Source organism: Streptacidiphilus sp. MAP12-20, from assembly GCF_041262525.1.
Lineage (GTDB): Bacteria > Actinomycetota > Actinomycetes > Streptomycetales > Streptomycetaceae > Streptacidiphilus.
Map to the genome: position 1 here is coordinate 83,511 of NZ_JBGCCK010000009.1, position 22,219 is coordinate 105,729.

The following is a 22,219-nucleotide window of genomic DNA, read 5'->3' on the forward strand; positions in this document are numbered from 1 at the left end:
GCGCGTCTGTGTCCTTACGGGGGAGGGAAGCGGAGATGGCCACGGTCACTCCGGCGTCGGGCCCGCCGGCCGCGTCGCCGATGGAGTCCGGCGCGTCCGGCTGGGGTCCGCTGCTGGCCGAGGTCGGCAGCAGCGGGCGGCGGCTGCGGCGCGAGGAGGTCGAGTCGCTGCGGGCGTACGGCGCGCTGGCGGCGGCAGAGGGGCGCGGCCTGGCCGAGTTGATCGACGAGCGGCTGGCCGAGAGCGGCCGGGTCTGGGCCGACCGGCCGGTGGACGGGGCGTCCATGGTGGCGCTGCGCGCGGCCGTCGCCGCCCTCGCCGCCGGCTACGGACGGGCCTATCGGGAACAGTTGCAGCAGGAGGAGGCCGAGCGCCGCGAGTTCGTCGCCGACCTGCTGAGCAGCCGCAGCGATCTGGGTCGACTGGCCGAGCACGCCGAACGCTTCGGGCTCAACCTCGCCTGCGCGCACGTGGTGGCGGTCGCCGACGGGGACGGCTACAGCCTGGAGGACCCGCTCGTGCGCGGCGTCGAGCGGCAGCTGCTCGGCCGCTTCGGCGAGCAGGAGCTGCTGCTCGCGGTGAAGCACGGGCGGCTCGTCTGCATCGTCCCCGGCGGCTCCGGCGAGACGGCGGCGGTGCGTGCCTTCGCCGAGCTGACGGAGGGTCGGCGGGTCGCGGTCGGTTGCCCGCACAGCGGTCCCGGCGGCGTGGTGCGCTCCTACGAGGAGGCGCGCACCGCGCTGGAGCAGGCGGACCGGCTGCAGCTGCCCGGCCGGCTGCTGCGCGCGGCCGACCTGCTGGTGCTGCCGGTGCTGCTGCGCGACAGGGACGCGCTGACGGAGCTGGTCCACGGCGTGCTCGACCCGCTGCGCGAGACCCGCGGCGGTCCGCAGCCGCTGCTGGAGACCCTGGCCGCCTACGCGGAGTCGCGCTACGTCACGGCGGAGGCGGCCCGAAGGCTCGGCCTCAGTGTGCGCGCGCTCTCCTACCGGGTGGCCAGGATCGTCCGGCTGACCGGGCTCGACCCGGACGACGCGCTCCAGCGCTACACCCTGGAGACGGCGGTGTTCGGGGCCAGGCTGTTGGGGTGGCCGGACGACCCGCCCGCCGAGGGGTAGCCGGTGCAGAGCGCGCGCCAGCGGGCCGTCTGCTCGGCGGTGGCCCGGCCGCGCAGTCGGGCCAGCTTGAGCAGGTTCGCCTCGGCCGCGCTGCCGAGTGCCTGGGCCTCGGCGAGGTAGTGCTCGTCGAGCAGCGCCTCGAGCTCGGCGTCGCTCTGGACCGGGTCGACCCGGGCGGCGAGCCGGGCCATCGTCCGGTAGGAGCCCTGGAGCAGGAAGCGCGGCTCGATGCGGTCGGCGTCCTCCTGCGCGGCGGAGGCGATGTAGGCGCGGTTCACGGCCAGCACGGTGTGCTGGATCCGGCGCAGCCGGGACAGCGTGGCCAGTACCCGGTCGAGGTCGTGGACCGGACGGGTCAGCTGGTCGGCCTGGGCCGCGGGATCGCCGTCCGCGAGCGCGATCAGCAGTCGCAGCTCGGCCGGGTCGCCCCCGGCCAGCGGGGCCAGGACTGCGTTCGCTGCCAGGGCGTTCTCCAGGAACGAGCTCGCGAAGAGCTCCTGGTGCTCGGCCAGGACCTCGCCCAGGTTCCACAGGTCGGCGCGGTTGGCGAGCATGTCGGGAACCTGGAAGCGATGCCCGTTGGCGGCGTAGGGGTTTCCGGCGAGGCAGACGGCGAAGCGGCGTCCGCGCAGGTCGAAGCTGCGGGCCTGGCCGTCGCTGACCGCCTCGATGCGGCGCTGCGCGTCGCAGAGCGGGATGAACTTCTCCAGCAGTTGTGGCGAGAGGTGCTGGATGTCGTCCACGTGCAGCAGCACGTTGCTCCCCGCCTCCAGGGCGAAGACGATCTTCTCGACCTCGCGGCGGGCGGCGGCGTCCGGGGCGCGGTCGGGATCGAGCGAGGTGGTGCCCGCGCCCAGGGCCGGGCCGTCGACGCGGACCCTGAGCAGGCCGAGGCGGTCGGCGACGTATTCGAGCAGCGTGGTCTTGCCGTAGCCGGGCGGGGAGAGCAGGAGCAGCAGGCCGCTGCGGTCGGCGGTGCCGCCGACCGAGCCTAGCTGCTTGGCCAGGTTGTCACCGACGAGCGGCAGGTAGACCTCGTCGATCAGCCGGTTGCGGACGAAGCCGGCCAGCGGGCGGGGGCGGTACTCGTCCAGCCGCAGCCGGTCGCGTTCGGCGGCCAGGATGTCCGCGCGCTGTCGCTGGAAGGCGCGGAAGGCGGTGGCCCGCTGGTCCCTGAAGGCGCGTGCCTCGGAGGGAAGCCGGTCGATGCGGACGGTCAGCCGCCCTTCGCGGACCCGAGGGTGGGTGCCGAGCAGTCCCTCGACGGTCTCGCTGAGCGGCGCGTCGACGTCGTAGCGGGGCAGGTCGGCGGCGCAGAGCTGGGCCACCGCCTCGGGGAGGCCGTCGGTGGGGGAGTCGGTCAGCGATGCCGCGAAGGACTCCAGCCAGGCGGTGGCGAGTTGGTGCCCGGCGTGCAGGTCGTGCAGGTCGCCGGCGAGTGCGTCGAGATCGGCGACGAGCTGCGAGGCAGCGGCGGTGCGGCGGAAGCCGTCGAGCAACTCGCGCGAGGCCGCGCTGGTCGCGAAGCCCTCACGCTCGTTCGCGAGCTCCTCGAACAGGTAGTCGCCGACGGGCGCGGTCCCTGCCAGTCCGTTCGCCTCGGCGAACTCGGCCACGGCGGCAGACAGTTCGGCGGCGAGCCCGGCCACTGCGGCCGGTGCGGCGGCCGGGCCGAAGGTACCGCGCGCCAGCGCGAGTGAGCGGGCCCGGCGCTGCCAGTCGGCGCGTCGGCCCTCCGCCGCTCCGAAGGCCCAGAACAGCTGCGCGGCGACCCGTACCTCGGCGGGGTGGGCCAGCAGGCCCGCGCCACTGCGCAGCCGGAGCAGCGCGTCGAGGATCCGGGCCGCGTCCTCGTCGTGGACGCCGCGCTCGTAGCCCTCGTCGTAGGCCCGCTCCGCCGCGCGGCGGGTCTGGACCAGCGGCGGCTCGTCCGTGGCCGTCTCCAGCAGGCCGGTCGCCAGGTACTCCGCGCGGTAGAGCGCGGGCGACTCGCTCACCAGTGGCTGGGTCCAGAACTCGCGTCCGCCCGGCAGCTCGGGGAGGTTGGCGGCGCGGCGGTAGGAGGTGCCGGTGACCGAGAAGACCAGCTCCGCGCCCTCCGGCAGCAGTGTCAGCTCGACCGGCTCCCGGCGGACGGCGAAGCGGTGCCGCCCGAGGCGGACGCTCGCGCCGCCGTCCGAGGAGAGGTCGGCCCGGTCGCGCAGCGTGCGCACCGCGGTCTGGCCCGCGCCGAGCAGGGCGTCGTCCAGCTCCTGCGCGCGGACCTGCTGGTCCAGGGTGCGCAGCTCGTCGGCGGCGGAACGGATCCGCAGCGCCATCGGGTCGGCGGCCAGCGCGGAGTTGACGTCCTCCGGCGAGGTCAGACCGTCCAGCCTGCGTCGCAGTGCGGCGAGGGCGCGCGTCGCGGAGGCGGTGACGCGTTCCGCGCGGGCGGCGGATTCGTCGAGCAGGGTCTGCCGACGGGCGGCGAGGGCCTGTTGGATCTCGACGCGTCGGTCGGCCAGTTCGGCGGCGAGATCCTCGGCCTCCGCGAAGCGAGCCTCCAGGCCGTCGAGTCGCAGCAGCAGCCTGGCGAGTTGGTCGTCGCAGGCGGCCGGAGTGTCGGCGGCGGCGAGGGCGGCCGTGGTCGCCTGGGCCAGCAGGGCGGACTCGGCGGCGTGGGCGGCGCGGTGCTCGGTCTCCAGGAGCGACCGGCGGCGGGATGCGAGCACGGCGCGGGCGCGGTTGACGGCCGCGAGCACCTCGCCGATGGCGAGCAACACGGCGGTGCCCGCGCCCGGCTCGGCGGTCACCGCGCCGGTGACCAGATCCGTGACGACGGCCAGCGACTCGGCCTGTTCGGCGAGGCGGTCGGCCAGTTGGGCGGCCTCGGCGGCGGTGGCGGTCTCGGCCGCCGTCTCGGCGGCGCTGCGGGCGGCGGCGAGTGGAGCGGCGAAGGCATCGGGGCCGGCGAAGTAGGCGAAGGCACGGTCGGTGGCCGCTGTCAGTTCGGCGGCCAGCCCTTCCTCGACGACGTCGAGGGCGGTGAGGTCGAGCTGCGGCAGTTCGCGAAGGGTGTGCGCGCGGCCCTGGGCCCGGCGCAGGTCGGCCAGCAGGGAGGTCCAGCCGTCGGCGTCGACGGGCAGCTCGCCGTGGGAGCGACGGACGAGCGAGGCGGCCTCCTCGCGCGCCTGCTCCAGCGCGTCGGCGGCGCGGGCGGCGAGCGCGCTGAGGCGAGCCTGCTCGACGGCCAACTGCTCGGCGGCGTCGCGCAGTTCGCTGAGGGGTTCGAGCAGTCCGGTGTCGGCGAGCCAGTAGTGGCGGTCGGCGGTCTTGGTGCAGCCGTCGAGGATCAGCGCGGGAGCGGACGCTGTCGGCCCCGCCTCCGTGGCGGCTGCGGCCGCGGTGCGGACGACGTCGAGGCAGTCCGCGATGCCGCGCACCAGGTCGGCGTTGCCGATGCGTTCCAGCGGACCGTCCCCGACCGGCTGCGCGGCGGCGTAGTCGGCGGAGACGAACGGGGTGTGCCAGAGCTGGAGTTCGTGGGTGCGGACCGGCTCGCGGTCCGGCTTGAGCAGGGCCAGCGTGCCGTCGGGCAGCAGCGCGTAGGCGGCGCCGTGCAAGGCGGCGGCTGCCTCGCGGCGGACGGTGTTCCACGGCAGCAGCAGCACCTGGGCGCGGCCGGGGCGGCGCAGGACGTAGAGCAGGTCCTCGCCGTTGGGCGAGGCGAGCACGGCGTCGAAGCGCAGCTCGTCGGCGGGAGCCGTCGGTTCGGTCGGCGAGGCCACGGCGGTCTCGTCGAGGCGGAAGGAGCGGTGGCTGCCGTCCGCCAGCTCGTAGCCGCCGGGGAAGAGCAGGCCCTGCTCGGCCGGGAGCAGCCGCGCGCCGCGTCCGAGCGAGTCCTGACGACGGACCGTGCCGGTGCGGGTGTTGACGACCAGATAGCGGTCGGCGCGTTCGTTGTAGGGGCGGATCCGCAGCAGCAGCAGCGGTCCCGTCGCGGCGTAGGCGACGGTGGCGTCGGCGAGGCTCTGCAGCGGGTCGTCGACCGGTTCCTCGAACAGCGGCCTCCCGCCTGGCTCCGCGTGGACGGTGAGGCTGCCGCCGGTCGTGGCGACCGACACCGTGCCCGCGCCGCCTTCGATCCGGATCCGGCCCTGGGAGTGGTGCTCGCGGCCGGTCGTCGTCCACGGCAGCTCGAACGCCGGAGGTTGGGGCAGGTCGCGCTCGCCGTGGTTGTCCAGGTACTCGGCGCCATCCTCCGCCAACTGCCAGCGCAGCACCCGGATGTCGCCCTCGTTCTCGCCGGTGCGGAACACGGCGAGCAGCCGCCCGGAGGCGGTCCGCACCAGGTCGACCAGCTGGGAGCCGCGGAAGTAACGCAGCAGCTCGGCCAGGTCGCGGTGGAACCGCTCGTCGTCCAGCAGGCCGGGGACGGCGGCCGGGTCGAGTGGCGAGCCGTCCAGCCCGTGCAGCGAGAGCATCCCCTCGGCCAGGCCAGGCGCCGAGGTCCCCAGCAGCAGCACCCCGGGCCGGACGGTGACGAGGCCGCAGGCGACGGCCTCGCCACCGGTGCGCGGCCGGGCCGCGCCGGTCAGCTCCAGCGGGCGGGAGCCGAAGACCTCCAGTCGCAGGCTGTTCAGCTCCGCTGCCCGTCGGCCCAGCTCGGCCGCCCGATCCGCGAGCCGCGCGCGCAGGATCTGGTAGGTGCCGTCCTCGACGCCCATCTGTTCGGTGCCTCTCTGCTGCTCGGTGGTGCCGGCGCCGGGACAGGTGCTCGTGCGGACGGCTGCTTGCTGCTGTTCGCTGGTTGGTTACTTGGCGCCCGCTGCACTGTCCGCGCCGGCGCCGCCACCGCCCCGGCTGCCGGTGCCGTTCACGAGCTGGGCCGGATTGATCGGCAGCTTGCCGTCCACGCCCTGACTCGCCAGCAGTTGCGTCAGCATCGCGAGGTTCCACGGGCCGCCGGCCGCCAGTGAGCTGAGCACCTCCGTCGCGTCCGCGCCGAAGCTCCGCTCGCCGCCGAGCCAGTCCGCGCCCAGTGTCCGCATGGTCTCCGAGCTCTGGACCGCCGCGTCGATGCCCTTGCCGAAGGAGACCGCGCCGATCAGCCGCTCCAGGAACATGCTGTCGCCGCCGACGATGTCGATGTCCGCGCTCTCCAGCCCGGCCGCCAGCACCGCCGCCTGTGCCTCGGCGACCTTCCGCTGGACGTCCAGGGCCGCCAGCCTGACCTCCTTGTCGGCCGCCAGCCTGAGCCGGAACTCCTCGTGCGCCCGGGACACCTCGTCCAGTGCGGCCATCGCCGCCGCCTTCTCCTTGAGCCCGACCGCCTCGCCCAGCAGCCGCTCGCGGATGCCGACGGCCTCGGCCTGGGCCTTGCTCTCGGTCACCGCGGCCTCGGCCAGGCCGACCTTCTCGATCGCGGCGGCCTTCAGTTTGAGACCCTCGGCCTCGCCCTCGAGCCGGGCCCGGATGCCCGCCGCATCGGCCAGCGCCTGACGCTCCGACACCTCGGCCTGCGCCAGACCGACCGCGCCGACCCTGGCCCGCTCGCCCTGCGCGGCGAGGGCCGCCGCCGCGGCGTCGAGCTCGGCGCTCTTCTGTCCGGCCTCGGCCAGCACCAGCTGCTCCTTGGCCCGGAAGTGCGCGGACTGCTCGGCGGCCTCGGCCGCCTTGATGTCCTTGACCAGCTGCTCCTGTGCCTCCGCCTCGGCCGCGATGATCACCGACTGGCGGGTGCGCTCGGCCTCCTGGACGACCCGGACCCGCTTGATCTCCTCCTCCTGCTCGGCGACGGTGCGGTCCACGGCGACCCGCTCGCGCAGCACCTCGGCGACGCCGCGCCGCTCCACCTCGACCTGCTTCTCCTTCTCCGCGCGGGACAGCTCCACCTCCCGCTCCCGGTTGACGACTTCGAGCAGCCGGTCCTTCTCGATCCGCTCGGTCTCGACGGCGATGACCCGCTCGCGGTTCTTCTCGGCGACGGCGATCTCGCGCTGCTGGTTCTCCCGCTGGACCCCGAGCAACTCGTCGGTGCGCAGCAGTGCGCTCTCCGACCTGAGCCGCTCCTCCTCCTGGACCTGCGCGGTGGCCGCCTCCTCCTGCGCCCGCAGGGTCTCGATGCCCTTGCGCTGCCGGATCTCCGCCTCGGCGCGGCGGCGTTCCAGCTCCAGCACGGCCTCGCGGGCGTCGACGTCCTGGCGGGTGATCTCCATCTGCTCGTTGCGCTGGAAGTCGTTGGTGCGTATGTGCTCCAGCGCGGTGAGCTCGGTGATCTTGCGGATGCCCTGCGCGTCCAGGACGTTGGCCGGGTCCAGCTGTGACATCGGGGTCTGTTCGAGGTGGTCGATCGCGGCGTCCTCGAGGTGGTAGCCGTTCAGGTCGGTGCCGATGGCCCGGATGATGCGGTCCCTGAACTCCTCGCGCTTGGTGTAGAGGTCGACGAAGTCGAGCTGCTTGCCGACGGTTCGGAGGGCCTCGGCGAACTTGGCGCTGAAGAGGTTCTGCAGCGTCTCCTGGTGGCTGGCCCGGTCGGTGCCGATGGCCTGGGCGACCTTGATGACGTCCTCGACGGTCTTGTTCACCCGGACGAAGAAGGTGATCTGGATGTCGGCGCGGATGTTGTCCTGGCAGATCATGCCCTCCCGGCCGGTGCGGGAGATCTCGATGGTCTTCACCGAGATGTCCATCACCTCGGCCCGGTGCAGCATCGGCACGACCAGGGCGCCGGTGAAGGTGACGTCGACGCTCTTGGGTCGGGAGATGATCAGGGCCTCGCCCTGGACCACCTTGCGGAACAGCCGGCCGAAGAGCAGCAGCGTGCCCAGGCCGATGAGCAGGAGCACGGCGACGAGAACGCCGATTCCGATGGTGACGACAGACATGGCTGTTCCCTTGGACGACCTTGCTGCGAATGATGCGAAGAGTTGCGACTCGACGATGACGTCGTGACAGCCGGCGACGCTGAGTCAGCCGGAGGCCGACAGGTCGGGCATGACCCGGAAGAACTCGCCCTCGGCGTCGTAGTCGTAGATGAGCGCGGCGGCGCCCGACGTCAGCGCGCTGCCCGGACCGGCTGCCTCGTCGAGACTCTGCCGGACAGGCACGAGCGCGGCGGAACCGTCGGCGGCGCGGACCTCCGCCTGGCCGAAGTCCGGGCCGACCCGCCCGGTGCGGATGACGCAGGCGCGGCCGACGAAGTCCCGACGCGTCGGCGGCGGAGCCGGGGCCGGCATGATCCGCCGCAGCGGCCACGCCAGCACCCGCGCCCCGACCCACCCCCCGACCAGGGCTGCGGGCAGCAGGATTCCCCCGTCCCTGCCCCCCAGCAGCGCCCGCCCCGCGAGCGCGCTGAACCAGGCGAAGGCGACCAGCAGCGAGACCGCCACCGTGATCGGCACTCCACCCAGGCCCAGCACCTTCTGCAGCCCGCCGCGCACGGCCCGCCCCCCGTGACCCGGCCGCCCCCCGGCGGCCCGCCCCCCGTGGCCATGATGTCCCCCGTGTCCCCCGTGTCCCCCGTGTCCCCCGTGTCCCCCGTGTCCCCCGTGTCCGGCGGGGCCGTGGTGCCCCCCGTGCAGATGCACGCCCCCGACGAGCACGATCACCCAGTACGCGACGATGACGATCAGCGCGAAGGTGAAGAGCACGGTGGGGTATCCCGTAGCCGCCCTCAGAAAGCCGCCCACTGCTGTCGCCTGCCTCTGCAGAATCCGCCGTGACAGCCACGCCGTTGCGTGCTGCCGGGGTCAGCGTGGCAGTGCGAGGGGCCTTCGCGCAGTGCATGATCCCGGCAGTCTTAGCGCCCTCTTGATGTCCTGGATCAGCTCACATCCGCCGGGCTGTCGGGCTGTCGGGCCGTCAGGCTTTGGCCGCGCTGTCGAGCCGTCCGGCCTTCGCCTCGTCGAGCAGCGAGGCGAACTGGTCGGCGCTCATCTGCACGCGCTGGCCGAAGTCGTCGGTCAACACGATGCGACGCTCCGCGGGCGCGTCCGCGTCGACGAAGAGCTGGGGGCAGCCGCAGTCGCAGCTCCCGCAGAACGTCGCTACCGGCTCCAGACCGTCCAGACCGCTCATGGCCACTCCTCGCTTCGATCGGTCGGCTTCGGGCGGCCCTCGGAAGGGGGCCGCCGGGACTCCTGCTGGAGTACCCGGTGCTCCGCCCGCCAAGCGCCGGGCCGAGCGGGAGCGGTGGCGCGGGCACGCCTACGGCGTGCATCCGTGCGCCCCGTGGTGAGCCGCGTCCGAGGTTTCCGCTCTCCGGCCCAGCGCGGCCGTCCGCGCCGTCCCTCCCGCAATCGCTCCCGGCTCCGACGGCTGACGCCACGCCGCACTGAAGGACAGCGGGCCGCAGCTGCCGCTGCCGACGCGCGCGGGGGTCCACGTGCCTGCCCGGGTCATGACCTTTGCCTCTTCTTTGCCTACCCGTGAGTGACGGAGAGTGACAGGAGACCCATCCGTGCAGGGGGCTCGAGGAGGAGACCCGTGACCACAGCAAGCCACGCCGGCCCGCTCAAGCTGGTAGCCGTGACCGCCTGTCCGGCGGGCATCGCCCACACGTACATGGCGGCGGAGAAACTCCAGCAGACCGCCGAAGCGCACGGGCACACGATGAAGGTGGAGACCCAGGGCTCGATCGGGGTCGAGAACCGCCTCAGCGACGCCGACGTCGCCCAGGCAGACGCCGTGATCATCGCCGCGGACAAGGAGGTGGACCGCAGCCGCTTCGCCGGCAAGCCGCTGGTCTCGGTCGGCGTCGGCGATGCCATCCGTCGCCCGGAGGAGCTGTTCGCGCAGGCCCGGACGGCCGCCCCCTACGGCAGCGGCGGCGGAGCGGTGCAGACGGCGACCTCGAGCGGCGGTGGCAAGGAGCGCAGCGTCGTCTACAAGGCGCTGATGAACGGCGTCTCCTACATGATTCCCTTCGTCGTGGTCGGCGGGCTGCTGATCGCCGTCGCCATGGCGTTCGGCGGCAAGGCCGGACCCGACGGCATGGTGATCCCGGACCACACGGTCTGGAAGACCATGAGCGACGTCGGCGCGCTGGGCTTCCAGCTGATGGTGCCGATCCTGGCCGGCTACATCGCCTACGCCATCGCCGACCGCCCAGGGCTGGCGCCCGGTCTGATCGTCGGATACATCGCCAACACCGGATCCTTTTACGACAGCAAGTCAGGCACGGGCTTCCTCGGCGCGATCGTCGCAGGCTTCCTGGTCGGCTACGTCGCGTTGGGCATCAAGAAGATCAAGGTACCGCGGGCCATGGCCACGGTCATGCCGATCATCTTCATCCCGGTGCTGACCACCCTGATCGTGGGCTCGATCTTCATCTACGTCATCGGTTCGCCGATCTCCTGGCTGTTCACCACGTTGACCAGCTTCCTGAGCGGGCTTCAGGGCGGATCCGCCGCCGTGCTCGGCATCGTTCTCGGTGCGATGATCGCCTTCGACATGGGCGGCCCGGTCAACAAGACCGCGTTCCTCTTCGGCTCCGGCCTGATCGCCTCGGGCAACCACGAGGTCATGGGGATGGTCGCCGCCGCGATCGCGGTCCCGCCGCTGGGCATGGGCCTGGCCACGCTGCTGCGCAAGCGACTCTTCGACCAGCAGGAGCGCGACACCGGCATCGCCGCGCTCTTCATGGGCTTCTTCGGGATCACGGAGGGGGCGATCCCCTTCGCAGCCGGACGTCCTGCCCAGGTCATCCCGGCCAACATGGCCGGCGCCATGGTGGCCGGCGGCCTCGGCGCGGTCTTCGCGGTGAAGGATTCGGTCCCGCACGGCGGACCGATCGTCGCGGTGCTGGGCGCGGTGGGAGGAGTGCCGATGTACTTCGCCGCAATCGCCGCCGGAGCGGTGGTCACCGCGTTCACGTCGATCGCGCTGATCGAACGCTCGTCCCGCCGCAAGGGCGCCCGGGACGAGCAGGTCGCGGGCCCCGTCGAGGCCGCCGCCGAGGCCCCGGTGCCAGTCGCCGCTCCGGCACCGGCCGACGCCCCGGCGGGCGAGGTGCAGGTCCTCTCCGGCTATCTGACGGCGGAGACGGTCAAGCCCGAGCTCGCCGCGACCGGGAAGGACGAGGCCATCAGGGAGCTGGTCGCGCTCGCCGCCGGCACCGGCAGGGTCGCGGACCACGCCTCGCTCGCCGAGGCTGTGCACGCCAGGGAGGCGCAGGGCTCGACCGGGCTCGGCGAGGGCATCGCGATCCCGCACGCCAAGACGGACGCGGTCACCGAACCGGTGGTCTGCTTCTCCCGCTCCTCGGAGGGCGTCGAGTGGGGCGCGCCGGACGGATCGAAGGCCAAGCTGCTCTTCCTGGTCGCCGTCCCACAGGAGATGGCCGGCGACGAGCACCTGCGGATCCTCGCGCAGCTCTCGCGCAAGCTCGTCAACGCGGACTTCCGTGACGAGTTGGAGGCCGCCGCGGACCGCGGGGAGATCGTGCGGACGCTGGAAGCAGTCGCGTAAGGAGAGCGCGAAGGGTTCGGCCCCGCCTCGGGGGCGGCCGGACCCCTCGCGCCGCTGGAACGGAGAACCCCATGGACCTGCTGGAGAACACCGTCCGCGCCTACGCCTGGGGCTCGCGCACCGCGATCCCGGCGTTGCGCGGCGCGGAACCGACAGGCGAGCCGCAGGCCGAGCTGTGGATGGGCGCACACGCCGCGGCGCCCTCCGAACTCGACCGCGGGCACGGCCCGCAGACTCTGGACCGGGTGATCGCGGCGGACCCTGAAGGCGAGCTCGGTGCGCCCTCGGTCGACCGCTTCGGTCCCGCGCTGCCCTTCCTCTTCAAGGTGCTGGCCGCCGCGGAGCCGCTGTCGATCCAGGTCCACCCGGATCTGGCGCAGGCGCGGGCGGGCTTTGGGGCTGAGGAGTCCCGCAGCGTCCCCCTGGATGCGCGGGAGCGCAACTACAAGGACGCTAACCACAAGCCCGAAATGCTCTGCGCGCTGGACGAGTTCACCGGCGTCTGCGGCTTCCGTGACCCGGCGGGGACGGCGGCGCTGCTGGAGCGGCTGGGCGTGCCGGGGTTGCGCGGGGTGGTCGAGGTGTTGCTCGGGAAGCCGGAGGCCGAGGCGCTGCGGGAGGCGCTGACGCTGGTGCTGACCCGCGACCGGGCGGCCGTCGCGCCGCTCGTGGCGCAGACCCGCGAGGCGCTGCTGCGGACCGCTTCGGAGACGGACTCCGCCGAGGAGGCCGCGATGCTCCGCGACTACGCCGCCCTCGCGGACCACTACCCGGCCGACCCCGGACTGCTGTCCGCGCTGCTGCTGAACCATGTGACGCTGCGGCCGGGCGAGGCGGTGTACCTGGGCGCGGGCGTGCCCCACGCCTATCTGCACGGCCTGGGCGTCGAGTTGATGGCCAACTCCGACAACGTGCTGCGGGCGGGCCTGACACCCAAGCACATCGATGTGCCCGAACTGCTGCGGATCGTCGACTTCCGGGCGTCGGCGCCGCGGGTGATCCGAGCCTGCCCGGTACCCGAGCACCCGGGCGAGGAGCTCTATCCCGCCCCGATCGACGAGTTCCGGCTTTCCCGGTACCGCCTGGGCGAACGGCGGCTTCCGACGGACACCCCGCAGATCGTGCTCTGCACGGAGGGCCGGGCGACCCTGACCGACACGGCGGGCACGGAACTGACGCTCTCCCGTGGCGACTCCTGCTTCGTCCCGGCCGGCAACCCCGCCGTGACGGCGCGCGGCGCGGGCGCCTCGATCTTCCGGGCCACGGTCTCGCTCTGACGGCGCCAGCAGCGGGACCCGGGCGCGGGGAATGGTGTGCTGGGCAACTCCCCGCCCCCGGTGCGCTGGTCCGCACGCGCGAAGGATGAACCCGCGCTGGGCAGCCCCGGCGGCGCCGTGTCCGCCTGGCGGCGCGCCCACGCGCTCCTCAGCGATCTTGGCGATCCGGAGGCGGAAACGGTGTTGGCACTGCTCCGCGGGGCAGGCGCAGTCGAGTGACCGCTCGGGGGCGGGGCACAGCGTGACGAGAGTCAGCGGGCCCGGGAGCCCCGCCTGCCGGGGTGATCAGGTGGCAAGACCCGCTGCGGACCCGGTGGCGAGGTCGGGACCCCAGCGTTCCATGGACTGAGCGAGGTCGAGGGGGCCCGGCTTGGCGTCGGAGTCGGAGTCCGGCCAGTCCGCGCGGGGGACGCGCCACATCAGCTCGAACTCGTTGCCGTCGGGGTCCTTGGCGTAGAAGGACTGGGAGACCAGGTGGTCGGTCGAGCCGACCAGGGCTCCGCGCTCGGCGAGCTTGCGGCCGATGGCGGCGAGTTCGCCGAGGGTGCCGACCTCCCACGCCAGGTGGTAGAGGCCGACGCGGCCCTGCTCGGGGCCGGGGGCGTCGGGCCCGAGGGCGAAGAGGCCGAGGTCGTGGTCGTTGAGGCTGTCGGGCGCACTGAGGAAGGCGGCCCGGCCGGGGATCAGGTGGTCGACCTGGAAGCCGAAGACATCGGTGTAGAACGCGACCGAGTGGTCGACGTCGCGGATCCAGAGCACGGCGTGGTTGAGGCGGCGGACTGACATGCAGGAAAGGATACGTCAGGACGTTCAAATTCAAACTACAGGCATCGTGGTCATCTCTTGTCGCGAGTGCGCGACCGGCTCGACACCGGGCGACGAAGACGGGCAACAGCTTGGGAGGGAAGGGACTTGGGGCTGCCCTATCCTTGATCTCTGATCTCTGATCTCAGTCAGTCGAGGAGGCATGACGTGGCCGGCGGGACGCATGGCGATTGGGTGGCCGAGGCAGCGGATCGGGTGATGGCCGAGGGCAGGCGGCGGCAGGCGGATGCGCCGTTGGTCTGTGCTTCGGGGATCAGTCCGTCGGGGCCGATCCATCTGGGGAATCTGCGCGAGATCATGGTGCCGCACTTCGTCGCCGATGAGATCCGGCGGCGGGGGTCGGCATGTCGACACATCCTGTCCTGGGACGACTACGACCGGCTGCGCAAGGTGCCCGCGGGGCTGCCGGACTCGTTCGGGGAGCACATCGGGCGGCCGCTGACCGCGGTGCCGGATCCGGTCGGCTGTCATGAGAACTGGGCCGAGCACTTCAAGAGCCCGTTCCGGACGGCGCTGGCGGAGCTCGGGGTCGAGGTCACCGAGATCAGCCAGACCGAGATGTACGCCTCCGGTGTCTACCGGGACCGAATCCTGCTGGCGATGCGGGAGCGGGCGCGGATCGGCGCGCTGCTCGGGCGGTACCGGACCGCGCAGGTGGTGGAGCAGGCCGAGGAGGAGAACGAGACCGAGGACGAGAGCGCGGCGGGGGAGTACTACCCGTTCAAGCCGTACTGCTCCTGCTGCGGGCGGGACACCACCATCGTGGACTCGTACGATGACGCCACCACGGAGCTGCGCTACAGCTGCCTGTGCGGGCAGAAGGACGCGCTGGTGCTCGCGGCGTCGCGTGGCGGTGGGAAGCTGGTCTGGAAGGTCGACTGGCCGATGCGGTGGGCGTTCGAAGGGGTCGGCTTCGAGGCCGGAGGGGTGGACCACTCCTCGCCGGGATCCAGTTTCACCGTCGGGTCGCAGCTCGTCCGTGAGGTCTTCGGCGGGCAGCCGCCGGTCTACCTCGGGTACTCGTTCGTCGGCATCAGGGGTGCCGCGAAGATGAGCGGTTCCGCCGGCGGGGCGCCCACGCCGGGTGACGCGCTGCAGGTACTTGAGGCGCCGCTGCTGCGCTGGATCTACGCACGGCGCAAGCCGAACCAGTCGATCACGGTGGCATTCGACCAGGAGATCAATCGCCTCTACGACGAGTGGGACGCCCTCGGCCGCAAGGCGGAGGCGGGCGAGGCCGACCCGTGGGAGCTGTCGGCGCGGGAGCGATCGCTCGGACCCGTGGGGCAGACGCTGCCCGCCACCGCGCTCGTGCTGCCGTTCCGCATGTTGGCCTCGGTGGCCGACCTCACCGCCGGGGACACCGCGCAGACCCTGCGCATTCTGCGGGACGTCGGCGACGACGTTGCGCTGGAGAGCCTCGACGTCGCCCGGCCGCGGCTCGACCGGGCGCAGGCATGGGTGGAGGGTTGTCTGCCGGCTGAGGGGCGCACGCAGGTGCGCGGCGAGCGCGACGGGGAGCGGCTGGAGCAGTTGTCGGCCGCCGAGCGGGAGGCGATCGGGCTGCTGCTGGCCGGGCTCGAGCGGAACTGGTCCCTGGCAGGTCTGACCGCCCTGGTCTACGGAGTCCCGAAGCTCCAGGCCGGGCTCGGCCTGGATACGCCCGCTTCGCCCGAGCTGAAGGCGGCTCAGCGGTCGCTCTTCGTGCTGCTCTACACCCTGTTGGTGGGCCGGGACACCGGTCCTCGGCTGCCGACGCTGCTGCTGGCTCTGGGACAGGAGCGGGTGCGGGAGCTGCTGAGCCCGCGCTGAGCCGGGGCGGGGTGTCAGGCGACGTCGAGCATGCCGAGGGCCATGCCCTCCAGGTCGTGGAGGAAGTCGGTCGGCGTGCGCGGGGCGAGGAACCGGCGGTCCGCGCAGAGTTGGAGGATCGCCAGGTCGTCCAGCCGGTCCAGGAAGAGGAAGAACGTCGCGCCCTTGGGAACCTGGTCCATGTCGGGCACGGACAGTGTGGTCTCGGCGCGGAGCCGGTCGAGACGCCGGGCGCGTTCGGCCGCGCTCTCCGGCTCGGCGTCGGCGGCGGGAGCCTGGCCGGCGCGGAAGCTGACGTCGTTGAAGAAGCAGCAGCCGACGGAGTCGATGCCGCGCTCGGCGGTGATGCCGTCGATCAGCACCTCGAGGGACCTCGGGTCGTATTCGCAGTTCTGGTACGACTCCAGCGCGGTCAGCGACGCGCGGCGCAGGAAGGCGTCGGTCGGATCATCGCCGATCTCCAGGCCGAAGACGGCGTTCTGGTTGAACGCGCCGACCAGGCGCCGGGTCTTCGGGTTGAACCGGGTGGCCACGATGAGGCGGAGCAGGGACCGGTCGGAGCCGGTGTAGCGGGCGAGCAGGCGGGCGGTGAGGGCGAGCGTGACCAGCGAGGGCGCGGTCCCGGTCCGTACGGCCAGCAGCCGGACGGCCTCCGCCAGCGCGGACGACTCGATCCTGCCCCAGCGCAGCTCGGCAGCGGAAGGCTCAGGGAAGCCTGACAGCATGGCGGTGGGGGCGGCACCGATCTGCTCGGACCAGTAGCGCAGGGCGCGCTGCTCGCGCTGCAGGCCGAGCGGGGACTGCTCGTAGGCGAGCCGGTCCAGTGGCTGCGGCCCGGGGCCGGGCAGTGGCGAGGCGGCGAGCAGAGCGGCCAGATCCTCCTGCATGATGCTGAAGCTCCAGGCATCGACGGCCATGTGGTTGACCGTCAGCACCACGGCGACGGGCTGCCCGTCCTCGGTGACGGCGGCGGCTCGCAGGGGCAGATCGGCGGCCATGTCGTACGGGACCGCGCGCAGTTCCCCTTGGAGCGACTCCGCCGTGGAGCGGCCGGCGCCCGGGGCGGTGTCGTGCACGGGGACATCGATGCGCCCCTGGGCGACCACGTGCTGGACGGGCCCGTCAGCGGACGGGGAGAAGACCGTGCGCAGTGATTCGTGACGGATGATCAGAGCGGCGAGCGCGCCGGCGACCGCGTCGAGGCCGGTGCCGGGCGGTACCGGCTGTACGCCGGAGAGGGTCAGCGTGGTGTCGTCGGCGGGCAGCCAGGTGAGCACGTCCCAGATGGCCAGCTGACCCCAGGTCAGCGGGCCCGAACGGGGCACGCCGGACAGGAATTCGATCGGGATCGCGGTCGCTGTGTTCACTGGGATTCCCCCGTCGTGGCCTGACCGGACTGGTTGTGGACGGCCTCCAGGCTAGGCGGCGGATTTCGCGGGGGGCAATGCCGGGAACGAAGGCCGCGGCATTTCGGGGGGTGGCCGGAAAGGGCGCAGAAATGCGGTCCGGAAAGGATGTCAGGGCCGCAGATGCGTTTCACATGATGTCAGGGGACGGATCGGTGTCCGACGGGACTCCGGTCGGTCCCGCCTCGCCGCCGAGGCCGTAGCGGTGGATGAGATAGCCGGCCTGCAGCCGGTTGCGGGCGCCGAGACTGCGTAGGATCTCGGCGATGTGACGTTGGCAGGTGCGCAGGGACATGCCGAGCCGGCGGGCGACGGCCTTGTCCTCGATGCCTTCGACCAGCAGTCGCATGATGGTCAGCTTGGTGCTGCCGGAGATCTCGCGCACCACCTCCGAGTCGTAGGCGGGGTCGAAGGCCCGGGCCCGGCTCCAGTTGCTCTCGAAGGACAGCTTCATGTGCTGGACGATGCTGGGCTCGCGGATCAGCAGCGCTCCCAGCGGTTCTCCGCGCAGCTCGACGATGGCGGCCTCGCAGTCGAAAAGCAGGAGCCGCATGAAGGCGTCCCCCTGGGTCCGCACCTCCGCGCCCAGGGCGGTGGCGAAGGCCACGTAGGCAGCGGTGGGCGGGTGGTGGCGGGCGGTGTGCTGGTACAGGCTGCGCATCCGTACGCCCCGGGCGAGCAGTTGCTCGGTGCGCTGCTGCGATTCCCGCAGCACCTCCTCGGAGCGGGCGCCGCCGGGGTGGGCGGCGATCACCTCCTCCGAGCAGGTGGCGGAGAGTTCGGTGATCAGTTTGCGTACGCCGCTGAGGTCGTGGAACTCGGTCACCGCGCCCTCGCCCGCGCTGCGCACCATGGACTGCTGGTAGGGGAGGGCGAGTTGGGCATAGACCGCCCGGACGGCGTCGACCGCGCGCTGCTTGCGCTCCAGATCGCGTTCGAGGGGCGAGAGCAACTGCATCCGGGCGGTGGCGGGGGCGATCGGTAGCACCTCGCCGAGCAGCAGCGCCTCGTCGCCAACCAGTCGCAGGGTCCGCAACTGCTCCAGGGCCTCGTCCAGTTGGGCCGGATCCAAGCCGGTGGCCCGGCTCAGTTCGGCGCGCGGGACGGACGGGTCGCCGTGTTTGAGCACATGGGAGTACAGGGCGCGGGCGTGGTCCCCGAGTGGGATCAGGCCCTCGGTGCGGAGGAACCCCTCTTCGGCCACCTGCAAATCCACCAGAGAGTCGCTTCAAATCACCTTGAGTGCAATGGAAGATAGCAACTGGATCGTGCAACATCAAGGCATCGCCCACCGATCCGAAGGAGACCCAGGTGAACAGCACTGCCCGATCCATACCGTGCGGCAGGGTCTTGGTCCCGGCCTTCGACGACCTCGGCTGGGGTTGACCGTGTCGACTGGGGACAGGTCGACCCGGGTCGGCGTCTTCTGCGGTGCCCGCTCCGGTAGCTCGCCCGGCTATCTGGAGGCCGCCCACGGGCTCGGACTCGCCATCGCCCGCCGGGGGCTCGGCCTCGTGTACGGCGCGGGCGGGGTGGGGTTGATGGGGGCCGTCTCCGAGGCCGCCCAACTCGGTGGTGCGCCGGTGTACGGGGTGATCCCGGAGGAACTGCACGAGCGGGAACGCTTGGACGCGGCCCTGGGTGACATCGTCCTCGTCGACGGGATGCACAGTCGCAAGGCGATGTTCTACGAACTCGCGGACGCCTTCGTGGTGTTGCCCGGCGGCTACGGAACCCTGGACGAACTCATGGAGATTTCCACCTGGAATCAGCTCGGGTTCCATCGGCGAAAGGTCGTCCTGCTGAATGTGGAGAATTTCTTCGAGCCGCTGCTGGCGATGCTGGACCGCATGGTCTCCGCCGGATTCCTGGCCCCGGACGACCGGAAGCTGATCGCGGTGGCAGACGACCCTGAGACAGCCCTGGACGCGCTCGGCTGCGCGGAGCCGGCCCAGGAGTCGGGCCGGCTCCCTGGCTACGCGGAGAGGGCGGTGAGAGCGGCGGCCGGCTGACGGCGTCCGCCGAGGGCGTAGAGCGCGAGGATCGCCTCCAGCGTGCCGACCGCGTCGCCCGCGGAGGAGAGCATCGGCTCCCCGGTGGCCACCCCGTGGCAGAAGTCGGCGATCTGCGCACGGTGTGAGACGCCGTAGTAGGACAGCCCGGCCGGGGCCTCGGTCGGCGTCCGGGACTGCTCCAGCTCCGCGAGCCGGACCAGCTCGGCGGAGCCGTCGAAGCGCTGCAGCCGGCCCGGATGGTCGAGGTCGAAGACGACCGATCCGGCGGTGCCGACCACCTCGATCCGGCTGCGCCACTCGATCCGTCCCGCGACCGTGACATTGAGCGTCACCGGGACCGGCCCTGCGGCGAGCAGCCCGCTGAGGGTGTCCTCGGTCTCGATGACGTCCGCGAAGGCCACCGTGCGGCAGGAAGCGGCGACGGCCCGCACGTCACCGCAGATCCAGCGCACCGCGTCAAGGCAGTGGTAGCCCTGGTTCACCAGAGCCGAACCGCCCTCGCCGGTCAGCGTGCCGCGCCAGTAACTGTCCTGGTAGTAGTCCTTCGCGCGGGCGGCCTGGAGCGCCACCGACACCTGGAGCAGCTCGCCCAGCAGGCCGCGGCGCACCCAGTCGCGCACGGCCAGCACCACTGGGTCGTAGCGGTGCTGCGCGACGACCGAGAGCACCAGACCGCGGTGCTCGGCCAGGGCCACCAACCGGCGGCCCTCTGCCGGGTCCAGGCAGATCGGCTTCTCGACCAGGACGTGTTTGCCGGCCAGCAGGGCCCGCTCGGTGAGCTCGGCGTGCTGGGCGTGGTCGACGGTGACCGAGACGCTGGAGATCTCGGGCGCGGCGAACACCTCTTGGGCGTCCGCCATCGTCCTCGCGATCAGGTGGTCCCTGGCGAAGTCCGCCGCCACCTCCGGTATGCGGTCGCAGGCGACGGCGAGGCCCCAGCCGGGAACCCGGCGGATGCCGTCCACATGGTTGGCGGCGACCCGGCCGCAGCCGATGATCGCGTGCTGGTGTTCGGTCAGGTGGTGCGGCGTCGTGCGTGGCGTCATGAGCAGTCCTCCTTCTCGGGCCGTACCAGGGTCGTCCTGGCGCGGATTGGCTCAGCGGTCTCAGTTGGCTCAGCCGGCTCGGCGGTCTCGGCGGGCCCTGTCTCGATGCCGAGGTCGTGGCTGTCGGGGCGGCGGGCCAGCGCGGCGACATAGCCCTCGGGCATCGGCAGGTCGTCCACCCGCCACTGCCCGGCGACAGGCCCGCTCGGTCCGCCGTCGACCAGGACCGGGCCGCCGCGGTGCGGTGAAGTGTCCAGTCGTCTCAGGTCTGCGGCGATGCCCACACCCGCGGCCTTGGTCACCGCCTCCTTCCTGGTCCAGAGCCGATGGAAGACGGTCTCCAACGGCCCGCCCCTCAGTCCGGCCAGGTAGGCCGCCTCCGTCGGCGTGCTTGCAGCGCGCAGTGCCGCCACCGAGTCGGGCGACACCTCGCGCAGCTGTTCCAGATCGACCCCCAGCGGGCCGTGGTCGGCCATCGCGACCAGGGCCAGCCGGTGCGAGGAGGAGCCACTGAAGACCGGCGCCCCGTTCCCCGCCACCATCGGCACCCCATGCGGTCCCGGCCCGCATCGCGGGCAGGGACCGAGAACCAGCGGCACCCGCACGGGCGGGAGGCCCAGCCGGTGCCCGAGGATCCGGCGCAGGGCAGCGCGCCGCCCCACGAAGGCGGCTGCCGCCGTGGGCAGTTGGTAGCCCTCGGCGCGCCGGTGCTCGTTCGGCGTCAGCACCGCCCAGTCCGCCGGCAGGACCTCGGTCGGCAGGTCCACGCGCCACACCCGCACCGGTCCCGGCGTCGCCGCAGGCGCCACGGTCCGCCCGCTCACAGGTATCCGTAACTGAGCCAGCCCCCGTCCACCACCAGCGTCTGGCCGGTGATGTACGCGGCGTCCTCGGAGGCCAGGAAGAGCACCGAGCCGGTCACGTCCTCCGGGCGGCCGCGGCGCCGCATCGGGATGCGCTCCAGGATCATCCGCTCGTCCAGGTCCCCGGCCGCGACCGCCGGATGAATCGTCTCGATCCTGATCATTCCGGGGGCCACCGCGTTGACGGTGACGCCACGGGAGGCCCATTCGACCCCCAGAACCCGGGTGAGCTGCAGCACCGCGCCCTTGCTCGCGGCATAGGCGGCACGACCGGGGAAGGCCGTGAAGGAGAGCAGCGAAGCGAAGTTGACGATGCGTCCGTGGCCGCGTTCGAGCATGCCCCGGCCGACCTCCTGGCTGACCAGGAGCGTGCCGAGCGCGTTGACACCCAGCATTTCGGCCGACTGCTCCACCGGGGCGTCCTCGGTGGCCCCCATGGCGAACACGCCGGCGCAGTTGACCAGGATGTCGATGCCGCCGAGGTGCTCGTCGGCCTCGCGAACCGCGGCACGCACCTGGTCCGCCTGGGAGACGTCCAGCGGCAGACAGAGCGCTTCGCCGCCGTGGGCGTCCGTGATCTCGTCCGCGACCGCCTCCAGTTGGGCCGGGGTCCGGCTCGCGAGCGCGAGCCGGGCCCCCTCACGGGCGAAGGCGAGCGCCACCGCTCGGCCGATGCCCCGGCCACCCCCGGTGACCAGGACCGTCCTCCCGGTGAATCTCCCGGTGGAGCTCCCGAGGGTGCCGCCGGTGGCCAGGGTCTCCACCGGTCACCGCCGCTTCAGCAGGGCGAACCAGTGCCACTGGTCGGGACGCTTCTCCGTCGGCAGATTCCGGAACCGGCGCAGCTCCTCCACCTCGAAGTAGGGCAGCATCGGCTTGACGATCTCGTCCGAGGTGAGCCGGATCGGCCCGGAGCCGGGGGACATCCGGTCGGAGAAGCCCACCAGGACGAAGAGGCCGCCGGGGCGCAACAGTCGCGCCGCCTCGCGGGCGTAGGCGTCCCGGGCCTCGTCGCGAACGTTGTGATAGACGAAGGAGTCGTGCACCACGTCCCGGCTGGCGTCCGGCAGCGGGACGTCGAGGATGTCGCCCTCCACGAACTCCACTTCGCAGTGGTAAAGCCGGGCCAGTTCCCTGGCCTTGGCCAGCGCGGTGGCAGAGCGGTCCACCCCGGTGACCCGCAGCCCGTGGCGGGCCAGGAAGGTGGCGTGAACGCCAGGGCCGCAGGCGAGGTCGACCACCTCGGCCCCGCGCGGCAGCACTCCGTCGATGACGAGCTGCTGCAGCGCCGGGCTCACCGAGGTGGTGACCCAGGAGATGTCGGAGAGTTCGTTGGAGTCGTAGAGCGGGGCGAAACCCTGCTCCCAGCGGTCGGTGAAGGCTTGCACGGGTGTTCTCCTCCTGGTTG

At 72.4% G+C, this 22,219-nt stretch carries 16 protein-coding genes; 5 read left to right on the forward strand and 11 right to left on the reverse strand.

Going from position 1 to position 22,219, the window contains the following annotated elements:
* Positions 1-35: 35 nt before the first annotated feature.
* On the forward strand, positions 36-1,118 hold the full coding sequence (locus ABIA32_RS14340) for a PucR family transcriptional regulator (RefSeq protein WP_370094807.1): 1,083 nt from the start codon (positions 36-38) through the stop codon (positions 1,116-1,118).
* Here ABIA32_RS14340 and ABIA32_RS14345 read toward each other — a convergent pair.
* From ABIA32_RS14345 to ABIA32_RS14360, 4 genes are all read right to left on the reverse strand, one after another.
* Entirely contained in the window at positions 1,046-5,824 is a 4,779-nt protein-coding gene (locus tag ABIA32_RS14345) for a DNA repair ATPase (protein WP_370094809.1), read from the reverse strand. The two genes, ABIA32_RS14340 and ABIA32_RS14345, sit on opposite strands and share 73 nt — an antisense overlap.
* A gap of 87 nt (positions 5,825-5,911) precedes the next feature.
* Complete coding sequence (locus ABIA32_RS14350) at positions 5,912-7,984, reverse strand: SPFH domain-containing protein (RefSeq protein WP_370094811.1); 2,073 nt, start codon at positions 7,982-7,984, stop codon at positions 5,912-5,914.
* An 84-nt stretch (positions 7,985-8,068) separates the two neighbouring features.
* Complete coding sequence (locus ABIA32_RS14355; protein ID WP_370094813.1) at positions 8,069-8,539, reverse strand: hypothetical protein; 471 nt, start codon at positions 8,537-8,539, stop codon at positions 8,069-8,071.
* A 421-nt stretch (positions 8,540-8,960) separates the two neighbouring features.
* Positions 8,961-9,176 (reverse strand): hypothetical protein, encoded by a 216-nt coding sequence (locus ABIA32_RS14360; RefSeq protein ID WP_370094815.1) that lies wholly within the window; start codon positions 9,174-9,176, stop codon positions 8,961-8,963.
* 408 nt (positions 9,177-9,584) lie between these two features.
* Here ABIA32_RS14360 and ABIA32_RS14365 point away from each other — a divergent pair, with 408 nt between their 5' ends.
* Together ABIA32_RS14365 and manA are read left to right on the forward strand one after the other, a co-directional pair.
* Positions 9,585-11,567 (forward strand): fructose-specific PTS transporter subunit EIIC, encoded by a 1,983-nt coding sequence (locus ABIA32_RS14365; protein WP_370094817.1) that lies wholly within the window; start codon positions 9,585-9,587, stop codon positions 11,565-11,567.
* Between the two features lie 71 nt (positions 11,568-11,638).
* Positions 11,639-12,844, forward strand: coding sequence for a mannose-6-phosphate isomerase, class I (manA, locus tag ABIA32_RS14370; RefSeq protein ID WP_370094818.1), 1,206 nt, complete (start codon positions 11,639-11,641; stop codon positions 12,842-12,844).
* 285 nt (positions 12,845-13,129) lie between these two features.
* Here manA and ABIA32_RS14375 read toward each other — a convergent pair whose 3' ends face one another.
* Entirely contained in the window at positions 13,130-13,630 is a 501-nt protein-coding gene (locus ABIA32_RS14375; RefSeq protein WP_370094820.1) for a VOC family protein, read from the reverse strand.
* Between the two features lie 186 nt (positions 13,631-13,816).
* Between ABIA32_RS14375 and lysS the strand changes: the two genes are divergently transcribed.
* Positions 13,817-15,481 carry a lysine--tRNA ligase gene (gene lysS, locus ABIA32_RS14380; protein WP_370094822.1) on the forward strand — a complete coding sequence of 555 codons (1,665 nt, stop codon included), beginning with the start codon at positions 13,817-13,819 and terminating at the stop codon, positions 15,479-15,481.
* A gap of 14 nt (positions 15,482-15,495) precedes the next feature.
* On the opposite strand, the gene ABIA32_RS14385 is transcribed toward lysS, so the two are convergent.
* Positions 15,496-16,848, reverse strand: a complete 1,353-nt coding sequence (locus tag ABIA32_RS14385; protein ID WP_370094823.1) for a condensation domain-containing protein — start codon at positions 16,846-16,848, stop codon at positions 15,496-15,498.
* Between the two features lie 169 nt (positions 16,849-17,017).
* Positions 17,018-18,091 carry a LuxR C-terminal-related transcriptional regulator gene (locus ABIA32_RS14390; protein ID WP_370094825.1) on the reverse strand — a complete coding sequence of 358 codons (1,074 nt, stop codon included), beginning with the start codon at positions 18,089-18,091 and terminating at the stop codon, positions 17,018-17,020.
* A 184-nt stretch (positions 18,092-18,275) separates the two neighbouring features.
* Here ABIA32_RS14390 and ABIA32_RS14395 point away from each other — a divergent pair, with 184 nt between their 5' ends.
* Positions 18,276-18,899, forward strand: coding sequence for a TIGR00730 family Rossman fold protein (locus ABIA32_RS14395; protein ID WP_370094827.1), 624 nt, complete (start codon positions 18,276-18,278; stop codon positions 18,897-18,899).
* Here ABIA32_RS14395 and ABIA32_RS14400 read toward each other — a convergent pair.
* Genes ABIA32_RS14400 through ABIA32_RS14415 form a run of 4 tightly spaced genes read right to left on the reverse strand, consistent with a single transcriptional unit; the run spans position 18,863 to position 22,199 of the window.
* Positions 18,863-19,948, reverse strand: coding sequence for a Gfo/Idh/MocA family protein (locus ABIA32_RS14400; protein ID WP_370094829.1), 1,086 nt, complete (start codon positions 19,946-19,948; stop codon positions 18,863-18,865). The two genes, ABIA32_RS14395 and ABIA32_RS14400, sit on opposite strands and share 37 nt — an antisense overlap.
* Positions 19,945-20,772, reverse strand: a complete 828-nt coding sequence (locus ABIA32_RS14405; RefSeq protein ID WP_370094831.1) for a 4'-phosphopantetheinyl transferase superfamily protein — start codon at positions 20,770-20,772, stop codon at positions 19,945-19,947. Before ABIA32_RS14405 ends, ABIA32_RS14400 begins: the two co-directional genes overlap by 4 nt.
* Complete coding sequence (locus ABIA32_RS14410) at positions 20,769-21,575, reverse strand: SDR family NAD(P)-dependent oxidoreductase (RefSeq protein WP_370094833.1); 807 nt, start codon at positions 21,573-21,575, stop codon at positions 20,769-20,771. The genes ABIA32_RS14405 and ABIA32_RS14410 overlap by 4 nt, the downstream gene beginning before the upstream one ends.
* 3 nt (positions 21,576-21,578) lie before the next feature.
* Positions 21,579-22,199 carry a class I SAM-dependent methyltransferase gene (locus ABIA32_RS14415; protein ID WP_370094835.1) on the reverse strand — a complete coding sequence of 207 codons (621 nt, stop codon included), beginning with the start codon at positions 22,197-22,199 and terminating at the stop codon, positions 21,579-21,581.
* Positions 22,200-22,219: the final 20 nt, after the last annotated feature.

Excerpts from the sequence above, each read along its gene's own strand:
- ABIA32_RS14360 (WP_370094815.1), bottom strand. The coding sequence starts at position 9,176 with ATGAGCGGTCTGGACGGTCTGGAGCCGGTAGCGACGTTCTGCGGGAGC.
- ABIA32_RS14375 (WP_370094820.1), bottom strand. The coding sequence starts at position 13,630 with ATGTCAGTCCGCCGCCTCAACCACGCCGTGCTCTGGATCCGCGACGTC.
- ABIA32_RS14340 (WP_370094807.1), top strand. The coding sequence starts at position 36 with ATGGCCACGGTCACTCCGGCGTCGGGCCCGCCGGCCGCGTCGCCGATG.
- ABIA32_RS14345 (WP_370094809.1), bottom strand. The coding sequence starts at position 5,824 with ATGGGCGTCGAGGACGGCACCTACCAGATCCTGCGCGCGCGGCTCGCG.
- manA (WP_370094818.1), top strand. The coding sequence starts at position 11,639 with ATGGACCTGCTGGAGAACACCGTCCGCGCCTACGCCTGGGGCTCGCGC.
- ABIA32_RS14400 (WP_370094829.1), bottom strand. The coding sequence starts at position 19,948 with ATGACGCCACGCACGACGCCGCACCACCTGACCGAACACCAGCACGCG.
- ABIA32_RS14350 (WP_370094811.1), bottom strand. The coding sequence starts at position 7,984 with ATGTCTGTCGTCACCATCGGAATCGGCGTTCTCGTCGCCGTGCTCCTG.